Source organism: Mucilaginibacter sp. GW821-FHT07G05 (assembly GCF_059418565.1).
The window spans coordinates 311,660-328,236 of record NZ_JBWKQC010000003.1 but is presented as its reverse complement, the minus strand read 5'-3'; the positions used below and the strand labels follow the sequence as shown (position 1 = coordinate 328,236).

Annotated in this window: 23 protein-coding genes; 8 read left to right on the top strand and 15 right to left on the bottom strand. The window is 41.8% G+C overall.

What is annotated here, in order from left to right:
- Window positions 1–19: 19 nt before the first annotated feature.
- The 7 genes from AC07NA_RS09630 to AC07NA_RS09600 all read right to left on the bottom strand — a co-directional run bounded on the left by AC07NA_RS09630 (window position 20) and on the right by AC07NA_RS09600 (window position 4,448).
- Complete coding sequence (locus AC07NA_RS09630) at window positions 20–571, bottom strand: hypothetical protein (protein WP_494897380.1); 552 nt, start codon at window positions 569–571, stop codon at window positions 20–22.
- A 151-nt stretch (window positions 572–722) separates the two neighbouring features.
- Entirely contained in the window at window positions 723–1,178 is a 456-nt protein-coding gene (locus AC07NA_RS09625; RefSeq protein WP_494897379.1) for a DUF983 domain-containing protein, read from the bottom strand.
- Window positions 1,178–2,056, bottom strand: coding sequence for a helix-turn-helix domain-containing protein (locus AC07NA_RS09620; RefSeq protein ID WP_494897378.1), 879 nt, complete (start codon window positions 2,054–2,056; stop codon window positions 1,178–1,180). Before AC07NA_RS09620 ends, AC07NA_RS09625 begins: the two co-directional genes overlap by 1 nt.
- Before the next feature lie 118 nt (window positions 2,057–2,174).
- Window positions 2,175–2,837, bottom strand: a complete 663-nt coding sequence (locus AC07NA_RS09615; RefSeq protein WP_494897377.1) for an MBL fold metallo-hydrolase — start codon at window positions 2,835–2,837, stop codon at window positions 2,175–2,177.
- Window positions 2,838–2,978: 141 nt separating this feature from the next.
- Complete coding sequence (locus AC07NA_RS09610; protein ID WP_494897376.1) at window positions 2,979–3,623, bottom strand: HAD family hydrolase; 645 nt, start codon at window positions 3,621–3,623, stop codon at window positions 2,979–2,981.
- A 78-nt stretch (window positions 3,624–3,701) separates the two neighbouring features.
- Window positions 3,702–4,076 (bottom strand): VOC family protein, encoded by a 375-nt coding sequence (locus AC07NA_RS09605; protein ID WP_494897375.1) that lies wholly within the window; start codon window positions 4,074–4,076, stop codon window positions 3,702–3,704.
- A 33-nt stretch (window positions 4,077–4,109) separates the two neighbouring features.
- Window positions 4,110–4,448 carry a hypothetical protein gene (locus AC07NA_RS09600; RefSeq protein WP_494897374.1) on the bottom strand — a complete coding sequence of 113 codons (339 nt, stop codon included), beginning with the start codon at window positions 4,446–4,448 and terminating at the stop codon, window positions 4,110–4,112.
- 126 nt (window positions 4,449–4,574) lie between these two features.
- Here AC07NA_RS09600 and AC07NA_RS09595 point away from each other — a divergent pair, with 126 nt between their 5' ends.
- Together AC07NA_RS09595 and AC07NA_RS09590 are read left to right on the top strand one after the other, a co-directional pair.
- Complete coding sequence (locus AC07NA_RS09595; protein ID WP_494897373.1) at window positions 4,575–5,384, top strand: hypothetical protein; 810 nt, start codon at window positions 4,575–4,577, stop codon at window positions 5,382–5,384.
- A gap of 372 nt (window positions 5,385–5,756) precedes the next feature.
- Window positions 5,757–5,993 carry a hypothetical protein gene (locus AC07NA_RS09590; RefSeq protein ID WP_345213865.1) on the top strand — a complete coding sequence of 79 codons (237 nt, stop codon included), beginning with the start codon at window positions 5,757–5,759 and terminating at the stop codon, window positions 5,991–5,993.
- Between the two features lie 738 nt (window positions 5,994–6,731).
- Here AC07NA_RS09590 and AC07NA_RS09585 read toward each other — a convergent pair.
- From AC07NA_RS09585 to AC07NA_RS09565, 5 genes are all read right to left on the bottom strand, one after another.
- Complete coding sequence (locus tag AC07NA_RS09585; RefSeq protein WP_345213864.1) at window positions 6,732–7,091, bottom strand: helix-turn-helix transcriptional regulator; 360 nt, start codon at window positions 7,089–7,091, stop codon at window positions 6,732–6,734.
- Window positions 7,092–7,519: 428 nt separating this feature from the next.
- Window positions 7,520–7,858 (bottom strand): hypothetical protein, encoded by a 339-nt coding sequence (locus AC07NA_RS09580; protein ID WP_345213863.1) that lies wholly within the window; start codon window positions 7,856–7,858, stop codon window positions 7,520–7,522.
- A gap of 200 nt (window positions 7,859–8,058) precedes the next feature.
- Window positions 8,059–8,337 carry a hypothetical protein gene (locus AC07NA_RS09575; protein ID WP_494897372.1) on the bottom strand — a complete coding sequence of 93 codons (279 nt, stop codon included), beginning with the start codon at window positions 8,335–8,337 and terminating at the stop codon, window positions 8,059–8,061.
- A 52-nt stretch (window positions 8,338–8,389) separates the two neighbouring features.
- Entirely contained in the window at window positions 8,390–8,890 is a 501-nt protein-coding gene (locus AC07NA_RS09570; RefSeq protein WP_494897371.1) for a GNAT family N-acetyltransferase, read from the bottom strand.
- A gap of 69 nt (window positions 8,891–8,959) precedes the next feature.
- On the bottom strand, window positions 8,960–9,661 hold the full coding sequence (locus AC07NA_RS09565; protein ID WP_494897370.1) for a S24 family peptidase: 702 nt from the start codon (window positions 9,659–9,661) through the stop codon (window positions 8,960–8,962).
- Between the two features lie 220 nt (window positions 9,662–9,881).
- On the opposite strand from AC07NA_RS09565, the gene AC07NA_RS09560 reads away from it, so the two are divergent.
- Together AC07NA_RS09560 and AC07NA_RS09555 are read left to right on the top strand one after the other, a co-directional pair.
- On the top strand, window positions 9,882–10,070 hold the full coding sequence (locus AC07NA_RS09560) for a hypothetical protein (protein ID WP_494897369.1): 189 nt from the start codon (window positions 9,882–9,884) through the stop codon (window positions 10,068–10,070).
- Between the two features lie 128 nt (window positions 10,071–10,198).
- Window positions 10,199–10,612 (top strand): hypothetical protein, encoded by a 414-nt coding sequence (locus AC07NA_RS09555; protein WP_494897368.1) that lies wholly within the window; start codon window positions 10,199–10,201, stop codon window positions 10,610–10,612.
- 7 nt (window positions 10,613–10,619) lie between these two features.
- Here the strand turns inward: AC07NA_RS09555 and AC07NA_RS09550 are convergent, their stop codons facing one another.
- Both AC07NA_RS09550 and AC07NA_RS09545 read right to left on the bottom strand, forming a co-directional pair.
- The gene (locus AC07NA_RS09550; RefSeq protein ID WP_494897367.1) at window positions 10,620–11,984 is read right to left on the bottom strand and encodes a sensor histidine kinase; all 1,365 of its coding nucleotides are present in this window, start codon (window positions 11,982–11,984) and stop codon (window positions 10,620–10,622) included.
- Between the two features lie 218 nt (window positions 11,985–12,202).
- Entirely contained in the window at window positions 12,203–12,775 is a 573-nt protein-coding gene (locus AC07NA_RS09545) for a hypothetical protein (RefSeq protein WP_494897366.1), read from the bottom strand.
- Window positions 12,776–12,960: 185 nt separating this feature from the next.
- On the opposite strand from AC07NA_RS09545, the gene AC07NA_RS09540 reads away from it, so the two are divergent.
- Window positions 12,961–13,431, top strand: a complete 471-nt coding sequence (locus tag AC07NA_RS09540; RefSeq protein ID WP_494897365.1) for a hypothetical protein — start codon at window positions 12,961–12,963, stop codon at window positions 13,429–13,431.
- A 90-nt stretch (window positions 13,432–13,521) separates the two neighbouring features.
- Here AC07NA_RS09540 and AC07NA_RS09535 read toward each other — a convergent pair whose 3' ends face one another.
- Window positions 13,522–13,974, bottom strand: a complete 453-nt coding sequence (locus AC07NA_RS09535; RefSeq protein WP_494897364.1) for a hypothetical protein — start codon at window positions 13,972–13,974, stop codon at window positions 13,522–13,524.
- Between the two features lie 129 nt (window positions 13,975–14,103).
- On the opposite strand from AC07NA_RS09535, the gene AC07NA_RS09530 reads away from it, so the two are divergent.
- From AC07NA_RS09530 to AC07NA_RS09520, 3 genes are read left to right on the top strand one after another with little or no spacing between them, the layout of a single operon-like run.
- Complete coding sequence (locus AC07NA_RS09530) at window positions 14,104–15,318, top strand: PBSX family phage terminase large subunit (RefSeq protein ID WP_494897363.1); 1,215 nt, start codon at window positions 14,104–14,106, stop codon at window positions 15,316–15,318.
- Between the two features lie 17 nt (window positions 15,319–15,335).
- Window positions 15,336–16,112 (top strand): hypothetical protein, encoded by a 777-nt coding sequence (locus AC07NA_RS09525; protein WP_494897362.1) that lies wholly within the window; start codon window positions 15,336–15,338, stop codon window positions 16,110–16,112.
- Window positions 16,109–16,567, top strand: coding sequence for a hypothetical protein (locus tag AC07NA_RS09520; RefSeq protein ID WP_494897361.1), 459 nt, complete (start codon window positions 16,109–16,111; stop codon window positions 16,565–16,567). Before AC07NA_RS09525 ends, AC07NA_RS09520 begins: the two co-directional genes overlap by 4 nt.
- The last annotated feature ends 10 nt before the right edge of the window (window positions 16,568–16,577 follow it).

Below are 16,577 nucleotides of genomic sequence, written 5' to 3'. Positions count from 1 at the left end.
CAGACAAATAACCCGACTATTACTTTTTCACCAACACATTAAAATCAACACCGGCTACGGGCATCTTTTTCCAGGTGTCTATTTCGTAATGATAGGTACCGCCGTTGAAAAGCCCGATGGAGAAACTCATTTCGGCACCGCCACGGTTGTTTAACCACTCTATGGCTACCAGTATATCGCCGCTGGCGGTAATGTTGTATGGTTCAAGGTTAACCTCAACCCTTTGTTTGCCGGGGATTATTTGGCCTATAATTTCTTGCGTTACCAGGTTTTTGCCGGGTGTTACATCTTTAAACGGGTACACGTTCACTTTAAACTTTACGGTATCGCTACGGGTATTGTTAGCGCCGAAATCAAGCTTCAGCAACTGAACAGGCTTTTTGCCTGCATCCATCTTAATGGCCACCTGATCGCCTTTTTTAACAGCAAAGGTGCTATTGCTCGATCCGTTGCGTGGCTTATTGCCAATACGTTTGGTTTTATATTGTGCCTGCGCGCCAAATGCTAAAAACAACATTGCGGCGACCAGCAAAAGCTTTGTATTGGTTTTGAAAGATAATAGTGTATTCATGGGTAATAATTAAAGGGTTTGTACATTGGGTAGACGATAGCCAACGCTCATTGGTTGCAAACAACATTAATTATTTTTTACAACAAAGGCGCTTGAGGATGATTTTGCTCATCCGCAAAACGCCTTTAGTTTCTTGTTCTATAACTGCTTATTAGGCCTGTGCCAATTTACTATTGGCAGTATTATCAGGGGTATGATCGTGAGATAACTCAGGCCTGTAATGCAAACCGGGGGTTAACCAGTACAACAGCACCACGCGCGAATACCTGTAATTAAATGGTGATAACACCAATATCGATCCTAATAGAATAGCTACATACAACCACGGAGAATTAGAACCGGTAAGTATATAGGTGCCCACAGCCAGTGTAACCATTTGCGCAACGTTCATCGCGTAGCTTACAAACATGGCTACATAAAAATATCCCGGCTCACGTTCGTAGGTCATGCCGCAATGCGGACAGGTTTTGTGCATTTGCTGACCGCTTAGGCTATAGGTACTGTTTGCAAACATATCGCCCTTGCGGCAACGCGGGCATTTTGCCTGTATTGCTGCTTTTAATACCGGTACACGATCTTCGTTGTGGTGATGAGCTTGAGTTTCCATTATTTATAAATTAAGTTGTTCTTTCTAAATTCGTCAGGTGTTAAGCTTACTTGCTTCCTGAAAAAGCGGGTGAAATAGGAGTTATCAGTAAAGTTGAGCTGCCCCGCTATATCAGCAATTGTAAGGTTTTGATTGATGAGCAAACGCTTGGCCTCCAATACCACCCGGTTGCGGATCACCTCCCCTGCCGACATCCCCAAAATATCATTACATAAAGCATTTAAATGATTGGGAGTGATATACAATAATTCGGCATAATCTTTTGGCAGTTTTAATTTGCTGAAATTCTGCTCAATTAGTCGCTGAAAGTTTTTCAGTAGGGTTTGATTATAACTTGGCGCGGTGGCTTTAGCGGTACCTGTATGCAGGCGTGTGAGTTGTGTAAATAGCTGAACCATCAGCACCCGTACCATATCCAAACTCAGATTATCGGGCTTATCATTCTCTTTTACAATAGCCTCCATAATGGCGCGTACAGCTGCCAGCTCTGCTTCGGTTAAGTTAATTACCGCGTCGTCAATGTTTCCGCTAAAAAAGGGCAACGTTTCAGGGTAATCAGCTCTTAGCAGGTACGAGTTAAAAAAGGCCGGCGAAAAGTTGATGATATAACCATCCATAGCCCCCTCAAAATCCCAGCTGTGTACCTGACCGGGAATCATAAAATAGATTTGCCCGGTTTGAATCTCAAATCGTTTAAAATCTATAGCGTGGCTACCCTTGCCTTCGGTAAAAAGTACCAGGTGATAAAAGTTATGCTTATGCGGAAAGTGCAGGTTCTTATGCTCGTCGAGATAATGCCCGAAACGGTCTATCTGAAGGTCGTGCTGTTGCTGTTCAGACAGGGTGCATATATCATAAACCGGAAATCCCTTTTTCATACTACAAAAATAGATGGTATTTACCATTATCAATGGTAGTAAACAGGGCCGTTGTGGTACTTTTTATCGATTAATGATATTTATGCCGACAAAATCAGCATATTCCTAAAAGGAGTTGTCAGATAGTTACACTATCACCAACCTTGTATATTTCATGAAACTGAATCCCCTGCTGCTCAAAGTGCCTCTTATAATTTTGATAGCGTTGTTTAACAAAAAACTCTTTAGCGTAGCCGTCATGTACAGGGAGAATCTGTTTGGGCTGAATTTTATCGGCAAAGGAGGCTATCTTCAATTCGTTGGCGAAGGGAGCCATGGTTACCAATAACAACAGTTCAACACCTTTATAAGGCATCAGTTCATCATTCAGCGAATCAACGCCGTGCAGCACCTTATCATTGATCAGGAAACCGGTCATCTGCGGGATCGGGTTATCCAGCAATGGCTCGTGCGTTACCGGAAATGCTTTCAACTTAAACGGACCAATGTTCAGATCGCCTTCCCTTATCAACTCAAACGGCAAACCGGCCTTTGTTAGCTGTTCGCCTACCTGCGCGTTGGTGTATACTTTCGCATTATTTAGCTCAACAATACTTTTGAGTATTTCGAGGTCGAAATGATCGGGGTGGATATGGGTAATGATGATGCTTTGCACATCGGCAAACATGGAGGCCGTAACCTCGCCACCGGCAAAAGAAAACTTACCCGGATCAAACAACAGCTTATAGCCATCCTGCTCAAACACAAGGCAGGAATGCAGGTATTTTGATATCTTCATCATGTTTTTTTTACTATGTAAAAAAGAGAGGCAAGAGTTAAGATGCAAGCGTCAGGACGCAAATTCTATCTTATCTCCTGGCTCTTACATCTTAATTCTTGATTCTCAACTCTTGCATCCTGATTCTTGACTCTTGCTTCTAATTTAAAGTATCTCTATCAACTCGTCCAGTCCGTCAATAGTAGCAATTTGTCCTTCTTCTACCTTGCCAAAACCGTATGAGGCAAAAATGAAAGGTACGCCTGCTTTTACAGTAGCTTCGTAATCGCCTTGGGTATCGCCTATATATACGGGGGCTTTCAGGTTGAAATCGGCCACAACATCTTTAATATTTTCGTGCTTGGGCTGCCCTTTTGTGCCAAAGCATTGGTAGCCCGTAAAATACTTTTGCATTTTACTGTGCTCAAAAAACACTTCGGAGTAACCGCTTTGACAATTGCTTACCAAAAACAACTGATATTTACCTGCAAGGTAGCTCAGCGCTTCTTCCAGGTGCGGATACAGATCGCCGCCTAAATTATTCAGCGTATCAATTTCATATACCGCGCATTTACTCCTGAAATCGGCCCGAAGTTCATCGTTCAGGTACGGAAACAGTTTTTCAAATATGCTGGTATACGTAAGCCCTGTTATGGAGCGAACGTGTTGCTGGGTAATATCGTCGTTAATATAATCAACCTGCTGCTTTGCATTTTGCCATGCTACGGCAACGGTAGCGGTGCTATCCCAAAGGGTACCATCAAGATCAAAAATTATACTATCGAACTTATTTTTTAATGAAGTAGCCATAATGTGTAAAAGCTGCAAAAGTAGCCTTTTAAAGCGCAATCATCATTATTACGCGCATACATACCATGTAATTTTTAACTATGGCAGCTTAAACTCCGGATTGTAAATAAGCCCAATGCTGTTTCCCCAGGGGTCTTTTACTTCGGCCACTACAATTTCGCCGCCTACATTTTGCGGACTTTCCACTTCTTCGGCACCAAGGGAGATCAACCTGTCGTATTCGCTTTGTATATCGGTTACTCCCCAATAGGTTACCACATTATTGCCTTTATCTTCTGCCGGTTGTTCATCGGGCTGCAAGCCCAGCTCATAACCTGCTATATTGAAGCCCACATAAAAAGGCTCGTCAAAATATGGTTCGGTATTAAAAGCATCTGCATACCACTTTTTGGCGGCATCAACATCGGTTACTTTATAAATAGTGGTTCGTAGGCCTAAAAATGAAGTTGGCATAATAGCGATAGATTTTTGTTTAACACAAATATATTAATACTGCCACATTCCCGGCGATTCGCGATAATGATTTATATGATCAACAATCTCACGGATCTCTTTCAATTCAAGTTCGCGGCTGCCATCGGCTACATAGCTAAATACGCGCCCCGGCGTTTCTACAGTAATATGACCAAGGTAACTCGGGTCAATCTTTTTTTCGAGCAGCAGTTCGCTCTCTTTATCTGTTTGGTTATTGTTGCCTTCGAGGCCTTCATCAATATAAATATTATACGTATAAGTTAAAACCGGGTGCCCATCTACGTGTGCCTCTGTATCCGGAATTATCATAACCGGCAATGAGCCGCCAACGGTGAAATAAATGGGTACCATGTTACTTATCAATAGGTTGAGTGAACTATTACAATATGGCCAACAGCTAAAATGTTTGCGCCGGGTTAAAATTTTTAATCGGTATTTTGTACCTTTGCACCGCTTTATCATAATTACAATACCAACATGCGCAAGTTTATCCTTTTCATTGTTTTTGCCACTGCATTTACAGCCTGTAAAACTGATGAACTGGTTGATTTGAGCCAAAAACCACCGGTTGATACACAACCGCCCCCACCCGACGATAATACCAATACAGGTGCAAAGTTTTTAGTTACTACCATAGCAGCCTTTGACGATGTCGCTAAAACCGGCCCCAATGACACCGCCTGGGTATACCATTACCAGTACGACCGCAACAGGAATATCACCAAGCAGGTACACTACAGCGCCAAGGATAATTTAACTACCATACACGTTTTTATTTACGATACCGATGACAACCTGGTAAGGATAGATCTGCTTGACCATGATGTAGCTACCGTAGTTTACGAGATAGCCTACCAAAACGGCAAACCCAATTCATCAACTTTTTATGATGAGGCCATAATGCAACCCGCCACCAGTTATGAGGTTGACGGCAATAATGTAACTGCTGTAACTAATGATAAGGGGGAGAAACTGAATTTCACCTACAGTGCGGGCAATTTGGTTAAAAGGCAAAATAAATCGGCTAACCTCTCTTTAGTATATGGCTTCGGGACCAAAAACGGACCATTCTCTGCTTCGCCTTTTAAATGGGGCGTACTGGAAAGCATGAACATAATGCCTGCCCATAATAAAAACGAAATTACTGAAGAAACTACCATTGATGCCTCGGGCACGCACGTAACCAAATACACCTATAAATACAGCAAAGCTAATTACCCATTAACACGTAGTGTTGTAGGCGATAGCAAAAAGACGGTTGTATACGCTTACGAGGAAGCTAAGTAAGGGCTTGGTGAGCTCCTGATATTGGAATTATATGGCAGTAACGGAAATGTTACATATTTTAACTACACCGAAAAGAAGCCCGATCTGCTGTTATTACAAGGAAACCATAATAACAGTGTTTTACAGATAAAACTCCGAAAATATGATCTAAACAATTTCATACTATTAAGAAGAGGTTTCCAATGGGTTAACGAATATCCTTACAACCGGTAGCTATATTAACTTATACTTCATATACCATAAATATATACCGTGAAAACACGGTGTACAAAGCGGGGACAATCACCCATTTTAAGCAAAGTGAAATTTTATTGTATTAATTTCAACAATTTATTGTATATATTTGTAATGTAATAACAAACACTATTGTTTATGGAAGATATAGCAAAATTCAGAATATTTTTGAGCTTCCCTTTAATAGGCCTGCTTATACCAAATTTAGGTTTGTTTTTAACCGGTTCCCCAGCGGGGAGCATTCATCCAAGCCACATCACTATCGCTGTTACATTATTAATTTGCATTGGCGTTTTAACGGTTGGCATGGAATTGCACAAACGCAAACACGGTGTTACCACCAATACTGATGGTACCCCTGCTTTCGATTTGTAAGCCGTAAAAACAATTACGATACTAACAACGGGATAAACCGATAAAGTTTATCCCGCATAATAACCTGTGGTATATATAGCTTTATATTATACCTATGCAACATCACCTGCAAAAGCTGTTGCTAAGAAACCTAAGTAAACACAATAAAAATATTGATTAGGTACAAAATGCCTGATCGGGAGGGCGGTAACAATACAACAAGACCGGGGCAGGCCGCCTTTTGCTCATAATTTCAAATTACCTTTCCGACACAAAAACCATTTCCGTAATAGTATTAAGCACGTTATCAGCATTGATCTTTGCAATAAGATGATTGTAGTAATAATCTTTCTCCTCCGTCAGCAAAGAAGCTTCGGGTGAAAACGGGCAGAACTTTGGTGGCCAAGAGCGTAAAGGCGGGCATAGCGAACTTGTTGCATGTGGGATGGGAATGAGCGGCGAAGCATGGGGCAAAAGTTCCAGCCCCAAGTTCTGCACGTTTTGCAGCGCAGAGGCCTTGTGAGGCAAAGAAGCCTTTTGCTGGACAAAGGTTTATTCGCTGTTTGTTTGTTTTTTATAGGTGCTCATGAGATCGCTTCGCTTAGTATGTTACTTTTGCCCTCAAAAGTAATGGGCCACTGCGGCCAAGAGCAGACTAACGTTAATTACAGTACAAGCCCAGCCTAAGTAGAGATTGCTTCGTACCTCGCAATGACGCGTTTTTTATAAACTTCAGGAAAAACAGAAGCCCATTAAACACTATCCTGCTTTTTGCTCTTCCAGCCTGCCATTCTTTATTTCGCCAAGCTCAATTTCGTAGGCACGCATGCGGGCGTGTAAAATATCGATCTCGGTACGCAGCATTTGTATTTCGGTGATGAGCTTGGCGCCTTCGGGTTTGTTGATATTTTTTTCGCCTGTGCCCAGTATCAGCCACTCGGGAGAGTATTTAAGCTGAAAGCAGAGTTTACGAATGAGGTAATAGCTCATTTCCTGCTTGCGGTTGATCACTTTGCTGATGAAACCCTGGTCGACGCCAATGGCAGCGGCAAGGCCAACCTGCCCGCCATTTTCCTTTACAATTACTTTCAGTCTTTTTACAATTGCATCATCAGACATGGGTGCAAGTATAATAAATAGTTGGGATTAGTAAACATTTTACCAAAATAAGGCGAATAAAAAAGCCCGCGGGTGGCGGATCCGCAGGCGCATGGTCAGTTAATTAGAAAAATCTTCAATAGCCACGCATTTTGTGTGGCTTTATACTTATAGGCCTACCGCTACTTTGGCCATTAGGTAAGCTTTTTGGGAGTGATGGCGTATACTAAATCTATACGGACAAATCTCCATATATAAACTTACTAATTTTACTCAATAATTAATAATGATACTTAGGTTAAAGCAAATTGTACATAGTTGTACGAGAGTTTTAACCGGCAGGTTTCAGCTTTTTAATAATAATTGCCTGCTTACGTGGAATTCTGAAAGCATAAAAAAGCAGCAATGCACACACTGCACATTGCTGCTAATTAACTGATCACCTTTTATCAATAATTCATCACCTGATCGGGCTGTGTGCCTATCAGCTTATCAAGCAACGCGTTATAGCTATTTAATGAAATTTCGCCCGACTCATAACGCTGGGTTATTAGCCTGAGCTGTTGTTGAATGTAGCGGGCCTCACTTTCATCTTTGCTACTTTTGCTTTTACTGTATTTTTCTATTGCCACTATTAACGCGTGTATTTTGCATTCGGCATTAATAAGCAGGGGTATCGTATCGCTGTTAAAAAAACTGGTGCGCTTTGCTTGCTGGCGCTTGTTTACTTCAAGCACAATTACTGCACTCACCAATGCAATAACTACAGCAAAAAATACTGTATCCATACCGGTTATTTTAGTTATTTAGGTTTATTCAAAACTGTTGGGATGTAGTTTTGACATTTTATAACATATACGAATTTAGCTATGGAGTGTTTCAAATAGTGCACACATGTTGATAAATACACTCTATTGTTAATAACTACACGCAATTAACAACTGAATATCAACAAGATACCTACACAAAAACCTTTTTTTCTGATGAATTAAGATGCTATATAGCAAATGAGCAACACAGCGCAGAAACCGGCTATATGGATAAGCACAGTAGAGAAATAAGGATTCGAACGTAAAAGATAGCGCACCAACGAAATGATAATTGCCAGGAAAGATATTACCACGGCCAGCAAAATGCCCAATAGATCGAAGTTTGGGGTACATGGGCCGCTTTTAAAGTATCCCGAAAATGTAGTGAAAAGAAGCAATGGAATACCCACCGCATAAAGCAGTAAACTTAAAGCAACAGGCCTCGGTAACGCGCTCATTTTTATATTAAGATGCCGCCACTCTCCTATTTGTTACAATTTACGGCGAGGATTACAATTGTTTTTGATAGCAATAAAACAGCAGTCCGGGTTTATGCGGAAGGGTGATTTTGCCGGCAAGTGTGTAACCCAATTTAGGAAACAGCTTGTTGGTCGCCTCGTTTTCGGTATTGGTATCAACGAGTGCCAGCTTAATGCCTTTGTCTGCCGCTACTATTTCAGCTTGGTGCAACAGTGCCGCGGCAATGCCTAATCCGCGAAAGCGGGTGCTTACGGCAAGCCTGTGTGTGGTTACCGCGGGGATATTAATATCAATACCGGCAGCGGCATAATCAGGTTCGGGGCTGTTGGTTATTGCGGTTACACCGCCTATCTGCCCATCAACATCGGCTACCCACAATTGCCCAAGCTCAACATCGTTTTCAAATACTGCTGCATTAGGGTAAGTATTATCCCATTGCAGGTTACCTGCCGCCCGCATAGCCGGAACAACTTCGGCTACCAGCTGCATGATGGGTTGTAGATCGTTTAAGGTTGCCCGGCGTATTAACATCGCGCAAATATGATAAAAACAGTTGCTTTTATTATCCGTCCACGGTCAAAAAAATGCCAGGCCAACTACTTAATGATTGTGCTTTTTATGAATATCCTTCACCAAACACAGTTTCTTTATTTCTTCAATTTTTATGGGGAAGGGCGCGTATTTTAAGCGTGTGCCGCTCATTTCGGTATTGTTATCCGAATGCGCTATCACTTCATCCGGACTATCGCCCGCAAGCAAACGCTTGTACATACGGTAGTCGCCCCATTCAATATAGTATACTTCGCCGGGGAGTATCTTTCTGTCGTGTATTATTTTAAGGGCCACCCAACAACCGTTCTCCAGGTAAGGATACATACTATGCCCCCAAACCGGTAAGGCGAAGTCGCAATCCTCAATCCCCGGAAAATTCATGTGCCCTACAGGCTGTGCGTCGTTAATATCATTATATACCTCTACGCCCGATGCCGTGGCTATCACCTCATACATAGGGATACCTTCTTTCAGTTTTCTATCTGGCTTTACCTCTTCAACAGGTGCACTTTTCTTTACACCTATATAATCGGCATAAATTTCTTTAAATATCTTTAATTTTTCAGGATCAATATTTTGCCTACTCTTTACAATTTCTGTAATTGTACTGGCACTGTTATACCCAAGCGCTTCGGCAAGCTGGGCGTTGCCACTAAAGGCACGCCCCTTAAGCTGAGTATATAAGATGATAAATTCTAAAGTTTCGGGCCTTACGGTTTTTATCTTGTTGGGTTTCAGCGACTCATCCATAATTCAATAAATTAATTAAAATACTTCTTGATTTAAATACAGATATTTCTTTATATTTGCATTGTTAAACAACGCTAAAGTAATACATTTATTAACATAAGCCAAATGAAAAATACAGAAATTAAAGAAAATAAGATAAATTCGCCATAGCAACCTAAACCTAACTACAACAACGCCTAAACCTTATCATCATTTACATAGCCGATCAAATACCATAACCATGCACATAGCTTATTCTGCCCTCAGAAAATCAAAGTCAAAAACTTCAAAACCAAAAGAATGCCCCTTTATGGAGGAAAGAATGAAAGGCTATACCGCGGCTTGCAACAGGCTAAGTAATGAGATAGCCGCCATTCAGCAGCGTATACCCGGCTGGATGCCGCCTGCTCCACACTCCGGAGCTTTATAAGTTAATTATTCAATAACAATCACATCTAAACTCCTGCACCTGTAGCAGGCGGCTTTTCGCTGCCCTGTTCTCTGCCGATCTGCTTTAATAATTCCTCCCTTAAGGGGGTTTGGGGGGATAGCTACATCATGATCAAAATATCACAAAAACTAAAAACCCAGCTTTGGTGGCTCATTATAGGGGTTGATTACAATTACAGCCGCATTGCTGTTGCCGACCACGAACTTACCGACGATACGCTTACCTTATGGCTGGAAGACAAACACGATTTTAAAAACTCGCTTGATGAATGCCTGCGGCTTGACCTGCCTGTACGCCACTTTGCCAAAGTAATTAAACAGGAAGGCTTCAACAGCTACGAGGGCACCAAAGTGCATCACAAAAAGAAATATGCTTACAAAGCAAGAATTGAAATTAACGAAGCCTTAGCATGGTACCGCAACGACGCTACCAATACCGAACAGCAATGGGCCCGCGACGCGATGTTAAAAGCGGTATTAACCCAGCTGGTTGAAACCGAGGCCAGCACTGTTGCATGGTAATACTTAATTAGGCAAGACTCAGGTGAGTGGCATTCTCAATTTTTTGAGCGGGCATTGCTACATAAAATACAGTACCTTCGCCGGGAGTACTTTCAAACCAAAGCTTACCGCCTTGCAGCTCGGTAAACTCTTTACATAGCAGTAGGCCGAGGCCAACGCCTTTTTCGTTAGCGGTACCAAAGGTTGATTTCGCTTTAAGCGAGAAGAGCTCTTCCTGTTGTTCAAGCGGAATGCCGCCGCCGTTATCACGAACGATGAGCCAGCATTCGGCACCTATGAGTTTGGCCTTGATACTTACATTGCCGCCCGAGCGGGTAAATTTTATAGCGTTGCTCACGAGGTTGCGTATCACCAGTTGCAGCATATCGGCATCGGCTATGATGCTGATATCCCAGTCGATATCGTGCTCTACAATAATGTTCTTTTTTTGACCGATGGTTTTTTCAAGTTCAAGTGTATTGAACAAGGCATCGCGCAAATTTACCGGGGCCAACTGCACATCTACCCCATCCATCTGGCTTTTTGACCATGCTAAAAGCTTGCCAAGCATGTCGGTAGTATTGCGCGTTATCTTTAACAGTTCTTTTTTAACCATTATCCGCTCCTGCTCGTCAATATCGTGCTCGGTTATCAGTTCAAGATAGCTTTGTATACTACTTAAGGGAGAGCGCAGATCGTGCGCTATGATACCGATCAGTTTGCTCTTTTCTGTATTCAGCCTTTCGAGCTCATCTTTTTGGGCGATGATATGGCGGCTTTGTTCTTCAATAGCCAATGCGCGTTCTTCTGCCCGCCGCTTTTCAAAATCGTAATTTTTACGAATGTATACTACTGTGTAATACATCAGCACCACGGTAACTATATAGGCCGATGTAAGATCGAAGAACCGGCTTTCGCGGTCGGTATAGGTATAAGGCACCAGTTCAGGGTAGTAGTACTCTATAAAATGCAGCGTAAGCACCATAACCAGGCTAACTATCAGCCATATTTTATAATGCTTTTTGGGCGCAGTGCAAATAATGAGTAACAGCGATAGCGTCATCAGCAGATCTGTAGGCCCGTAAGTACCCGAGTTGATAAAGTAGTTAACGGCAAAAAGCACGTTGCCAAACACGGCGTACCATGTAGTACTTGGGGCTACCTTCCGTTTTACCCGCGAAAGGTAAAACAGATACGAAAAAATCAACAGCACAACAAAGCTGACCAGCGCTATCAGCGGCAGCCCTATAAAATAATTGAAAGGCACATTGTAGGCCAAAGCCACAATGCTGATAAAACAAAGCGAATGAAAAATCCGGAACTCCAGCGCGAATTCGGCTGTTGAGCCGGTAACTCTTTCCCATTGCCCTTTTATGTTACCGAAAAAACTCAAATTGTACTAATATGTATTGGGGTCATCTATCTTATTAGGAAATAAGATTTCACAATTTTACAAAGAAATATTTGTAATTATAAGCTTGATGAACTGTTTTTTAGCTATAAAACAGCAGATGCGTGTTTAAACAACTATTAATTACATAAATCATATAAATAACGCCATACAACCGCAGGTTGTTGAATGAACTTTATACAAAAAATTGGTGGATTTGGTTATTTCAGCTTCAGATCAAAGCTGCCGGTAACTTTATAAAGCGGCGATCCTTTTACGGTATCCTTTGATAAAAACGTGGTGAAGCTACCTTTAGCCAGTACATTTTTATCATTAAACTGTTTAAGTTTCAGTTTGCCCATATCCTCGTCGTGAGCAATTTGATTGAGCGTATACTGAATGTTTTCGCCAAGACCCGCCTTAAACAAAAGCTGGCTACCTTCTACCTTGGTAGTGCTTTTATTTTCGGCAACGCCTAACGAGCTTATACCGAAACTAATGGTGTGTGCTTTATTAATGGCCGATATACCAAAATACTGGTTACCGGCGGTATCAACCTTTACAAAGGCAACGCTATCGGTAGCAGCGTCAAACGTATAGGTGCTGTCTTCAATACTGATTTTAAGGGTACCTTTTGAGGCGAGGAAGTTTCCGACTGACGCGTCGCTTACTTCGGTAGTTGATTTTTTGGCAGTCTCTTCACTTATTTCGTCATCCTTCCGGCACGATGTTATTACCATCGCCCAAAGCAATAAAAACATGGTGAAATATTTAGTTAACTGCGTTCCTCTCATTACTTAGGTGTAGATGCTATAAAAGTAGTGAAATAGATTTTAAAAAAGCAAGCATCGGAGAACTAATAGTGTAAAATTAACACAATTTAACAAGTAAACTACATCAACATTTGCACGCGGCAGCTAAATCATTTTCATATCGAAAAAACCAATACATCATACCAACAACCAATAACCCCAATTGTATGAATAAACCTACAAGCGTCATGGCGCTGCAAAAGCGTATAGAAGCCTATTTTAAATATATTGAAGGCGAATATCACCTGGAAAACCTTCCGGCTAAAGGCAATAAAATTACAGCCGAGTTTTCGGCACAAAAAGTATGGGACCGCGAAAGCGAACCGGCTACCCTATGCGGACTGATATTACACCTCGGCTTTAACAGCCGCCGGGAGTTTGAAGAGCAGGAAGCTAATGGTCCGCATGCCGCTGTGCTGCAACGTGCCCGTCTGCGTATTGAGGCGGAGTACGAGAAGAAACTCCACTATCAATCGGCTACAGGCGCCATTTTCGCATTGAAGAGTATAGGCTGGAATGACAGATCGGGCGAAGCCTCGTTACTGATAGACGCTATTAAAAATATAGAAGTAAACATTATCACCAGCGGGCCGCCACCGGCCACCAACGAGCGTGATGTAGCTATTGAGCTTTTATAAATGCTAAAAATATTTGCAAAGCTAAAATATATTGCCTATCTTTACATTAACATTATGCCAATCGGCATCGATAGCATTCATACCATATTTTTATTTTGTGTAGTGCTCATCAGCTACTTCGCGATAAACAACTCCATTTTCACCCCTATATGAATACTCATAAGCAACATCCATTTCTGTTGAACTCACTTTTTTTATAGTATAAGGTGTGCTAACAGAAACACCCGAATATCTTGGCGTGGCAAAATTAATGCCCAATACATTACGTAAAACAGTATAATTAAAATTCAGCTTGTTACTATTGCCGGCTCCTATGGATAGTACTCCTGTTCCGTTAGCGTCAATTTGCAAATATTGGTTATCAGTAAACTCAATGTAGGTAGTATCAATAAGTTGCACGCCATCTTTAAATTGTTTAAGCGCTTGCTTTTTGATATACCATTTGCCAACAACAGAGTCTTTGTACTTGTTATCGTCATTTTTTTTGCATGCTGCAAAAAACAGCAGCACTACTGCAAGTGATAAAGTGTATAGGTTTTTCATTTTAAAAATTTGCGTGAAAATAGCAATAAAACTTCATTGTTTTAATTATACATATCAAAAAAACAGGTTTAAATATGTTAAACACACTTTTGTTTAGTTATCACACGCTTCTCATATCATTATAGTTTTATGCAAACCTCTGCCTTATTCGCCCATAATTATAATACATCATCGCATGTGGTTGTTAACCAGGGAGGCACCAGCTCAGGCAAAACTTACAGTATTTTACAGGTGCTATTTTGCTTTGCCTGCCGGGATGATAAACAGGTGATAACCGTAGTGGGGCAGGATATACCAAACTTAAAGGCGGGCGCTTTGCGCGATGCAGCGGATATTTACCATAGCAGCAAGGCTATTATTAGCGCGGTAAAAAACTTTAATAAAACCGACCGGCTTTTTGAGTTTTATAACGGCAGCGTAATTGAGTTTAAAAGCTATGATAACGGGCAGGATGCAAAATCGGGCAAGCGCGATTACCTGTTTGTTAATGAGGCCAATGGTATAGACTGGACGGTGTATACCGAACTTGCCCTCCGCACCAAAAAACGGATCTATATAGACTATAACCCTAACAGCGAGTTTTGGGTGCATGATAACCTGATAGGCAAACCGGGCGTGCAGCTGATCATCTCTGATCACCGGCATAACCCTTTTTTGCCTGCACAGGTACGCGATAAAATTGAAGCGCTTAAACAAGACGATATTGAACTTTGGAAGGTATACGCACGTGGCCTCACCGGCAAAATAAGTGGACTGATACTCAACAACTGGCATATTTGCGATACTATACCTAAAGATGCCCGCCTGGTAGCTACCGGACTCGATTTTGGTTTTACTAATGACGAAACAGGCTGCATCAGGGTTTATATACAAAACGGCGAATTATGGGTTGATGAACTCTTTTACAGCACGGGCCTTACTAATACAGATATAGCGCAGCAGTTGCATCACACAGGCGTAACCCGCAATATGGAAATTGTAGCCGATAGCGCCGAACCAAAATCGATAGAAGAACTGCGGCGCATGGGATGGTATGTTGTACCCGCCAGGAAAGGGCCGGACAGTGTTAACCTGTCGATTGATATTTTACAACGTTATCGCATTAACATCACCCGGCGCAGTGTTAACCTGCGTAATGAATTGAGTCGTTATAAATGGAAGACAGACCACAGCGGCCGGTCCCTTAACGAGCCGGTTGATGCCTGGAACCACCTGATAGATCCGCTGCGCTACGTAGCACTTAACAGGTTAAGCATAAGCAGCAGCGGACAAGTCAGATCGCGGTTACCCGCCCGCCCATCAGCCAATTATAGTGATGATCCTTTGGCAGGCATCCTTTCGTAATAAGCACAATACCAAACATGATACATAAAGCCTTAAAAACAATCAGTGGCGGCAGGCTGCATATCAGTCTGCCCGAATCGCTCAGTGAAATTACCCTTGGGCAAATGATGGCCTTGCAGGATGCGCCTAAATTAAATGACATTGATGCCATCAGCATACTATCGGGCATAGCGGTACATGAGCTTCAACAGGTTCGTAACGCGGCAGACCTGCAAATTTTCGGCGAGCAGATTTTGCAGCTATCGTACCAGATAAAACATTTGTATAACAGCGATGCTATACCCAAACACATCAGTATGATGATTGACGGCGAACCCCGCATTGTAAAAGTGATCAATAACCTTACAGTTGAACCGGCCGGGGCATTTATGGCAGCCCGTGATATTATTGGCGATGAAATAACCGCCCACATTAAACAACATGGCGAAGATAACTGGCAGCAAACTTTTAATCCGTCGCTTAGCGCTTGCTGCAAGGTATTGGCGCATTATTTTTACTGCCCGGCTACCGGCAAACCTTATAATGAATACGCTATTGAGGCCTTTACCGAAACCATTAAAACATTAGGGGTAACGGAGGCGCTGCCCATCTCAACTGTAATTAGTATGATCAGTATTGTAATATCTGTGACCACTTCCTACTTCCAGCTTAAAAGTGACATACGGGAAATGCAGATTAAGCAAGACGCGCAAACCCGCATTAGCGAAATAAGATTAAAGGTACTTGAAGGACAGGTGGCCATATTACAACAAGAAGTAGAAAAGCTAAAAACTAATACACATTTAATAAAATGATTTTAAACAAAATATTATCCGCCATATGGTCAGTCATAAAAAACCTATTTCAAAAAATCCCTTCCGATTTGAAAACAGCCATCCATATTGGTGTGGTGATAACCGAAAATATTAAAAACTTTGTTGAATCGCCTGCAGCGGATATAATTACCTCGCTGATCCCCGGCAGTATCGACGACACTTTAAAATCCTGGCTAAGGGAAAGGCTTCCGGCCATATTGGTTCAATTAAAATTGACTGAGGCTGGTGAAGATGATGATCAAATGCTAAAAGGCGCAATTGAAAACATTAAATTACTAAATGGGGATACAAAGAATGCTTTTTTACACAATATTGCCGTTCTCGTTGGTCAAGCGGTATCGTACGGTAAATTGAGCTGGACTGATGGAGTTTGTTTTACGGAGTGGTATTACAATAAACTTTATAAAGAAACCCTCAATAAGAATACTAATTAATGTCTTGAGC

What these genes read in the sequence shown, in the direction of transcription:
- AC07NA_RS09620 (WP_494897378.1), bottom strand. Translation starts at nt 2,056, where the DNA reads ATGAAAAAGGGATTTCCGGTTTATGATATATGCACCCTGTCTGAACAG.
- AC07NA_RS09535 (WP_494897364.1), bottom strand. Translation starts at nt 13,974, where the DNA reads ATGAAAAACCTATACACTTTATCACTTGCAGTAGTGCTGCTGTTTTTT.
- AC07NA_RS09630 (WP_494897380.1), bottom strand. Translation starts at nt 571, where the DNA reads ATGAATACACTATTATCTTTCAAAACCAATACAAAGCTTTTGCTGGTC.
- AC07NA_RS09540 (WP_494897365.1), top strand. Translation starts at nt 12,961, where the DNA reads ATGAATAAACCTACAAGCGTCATGGCGCTGCAAAAGCGTATAGAAGCC.
- AC07NA_RS09590 (WP_345213865.1), top strand. Translation starts at nt 5,757, where the DNA reads ATGGAAGATATAGCAAAATTCAGAATATTTTTGAGCTTCCCTTTAATA.
- AC07NA_RS09625 (WP_494897379.1), bottom strand. Translation starts at nt 1,178, where the DNA reads ATGGAAACTCAAGCTCATCACCACAACGAAGATCGTGTACCGGTATTA.
- AC07NA_RS09530 (WP_494897363.1), top strand. Translation starts at nt 14,104, where the DNA reads ATGCAAACCTCTGCCTTATTCGCCCATAATTATAATACATCATCGCAT.
- AC07NA_RS09610 (WP_494897376.1), bottom strand. Translation starts at nt 3,623, where the DNA reads ATGGCTACTTCATTAAAAAATAAGTTCGATAGTATAATTTTTGATCTT.
- AC07NA_RS09545 (WP_494897366.1), bottom strand. Translation starts at nt 12,775, where the DNA reads ATGAGAGGAACGCAGTTAACTAAATATTTCACCATGTTTTTATTGCTT.
- AC07NA_RS09525 (WP_494897362.1), top strand. Translation starts at nt 15,336, where the DNA reads ATGATACATAAAGCCTTAAAAACAATCAGTGGCGGCAGGCTGCATATC.
- AC07NA_RS09580 (WP_345213863.1), bottom strand. Translation starts at nt 7,858, where the DNA reads ATGGATACAGTATTTTTTGCTGTAGTTATTGCATTGGTGAGTGCAGTA.
- AC07NA_RS09600 (WP_494897374.1), bottom strand. Translation starts at nt 4,448, where the DNA reads ATGGTACCCATTTATTTCACCGTTGGCGGCTCATTGCCGGTTATGATA.
- AC07NA_RS09585 (WP_345213864.1), bottom strand. Translation starts at nt 7,091, where the DNA reads ATGTCTGATGATGCAATTGTAAAAAGACTGAAAGTAATTGTAAAGGAA.
- AC07NA_RS09560 (WP_494897369.1), top strand. Translation starts at nt 9,882, where the DNA reads ATGCACATAGCTTATTCTGCCCTCAGAAAATCAAAGTCAAAAACTTCA.
- AC07NA_RS09605 (WP_494897375.1), bottom strand. Translation starts at nt 4,076, where the DNA reads ATGCCAACTTCATTTTTAGGCCTACGAACCACTATTTATAAAGTAACC.
- AC07NA_RS09520 (WP_494897361.1), top strand. Translation starts at nt 16,109, where the DNA reads ATGATTTTAAACAAAATATTATCCGCCATATGGTCAGTCATAAAAAAC.
- AC07NA_RS09555 (WP_494897368.1), top strand. Translation starts at nt 10,199, where the DNA reads ATGATCAAAATATCACAAAAACTAAAAACCCAGCTTTGGTGGCTCATT.
- AC07NA_RS09595 (WP_494897373.1), top strand. Translation starts at nt 4,575, where the DNA reads ATGCGCAAGTTTATCCTTTTCATTGTTTTTGCCACTGCATTTACAGCC.
- AC07NA_RS09565 (WP_494897370.1), bottom strand. Translation starts at nt 9,661, where the DNA reads ATGGATGAGTCGCTGAAACCCAACAAGATAAAAACCGTAAGGCCCGAA.
- AC07NA_RS09570 (WP_494897371.1), bottom strand. Translation starts at nt 8,890, where the DNA reads ATGTTAATACGCCGGGCAACCTTAAACGATCTACAACCCATCATGCAG.
- AC07NA_RS09615 (WP_494897377.1), bottom strand. Translation starts at nt 2,837, where the DNA reads ATGATGAAGATATCAAAATACCTGCATTCCTGCCTTGTGTTTGAGCAG.
- AC07NA_RS09575 (WP_494897372.1), bottom strand. Translation starts at nt 8,337, where the DNA reads ATGAGCGCGTTACCGAGGCCTGTTGCTTTAAGTTTACTGCTTTATGCG.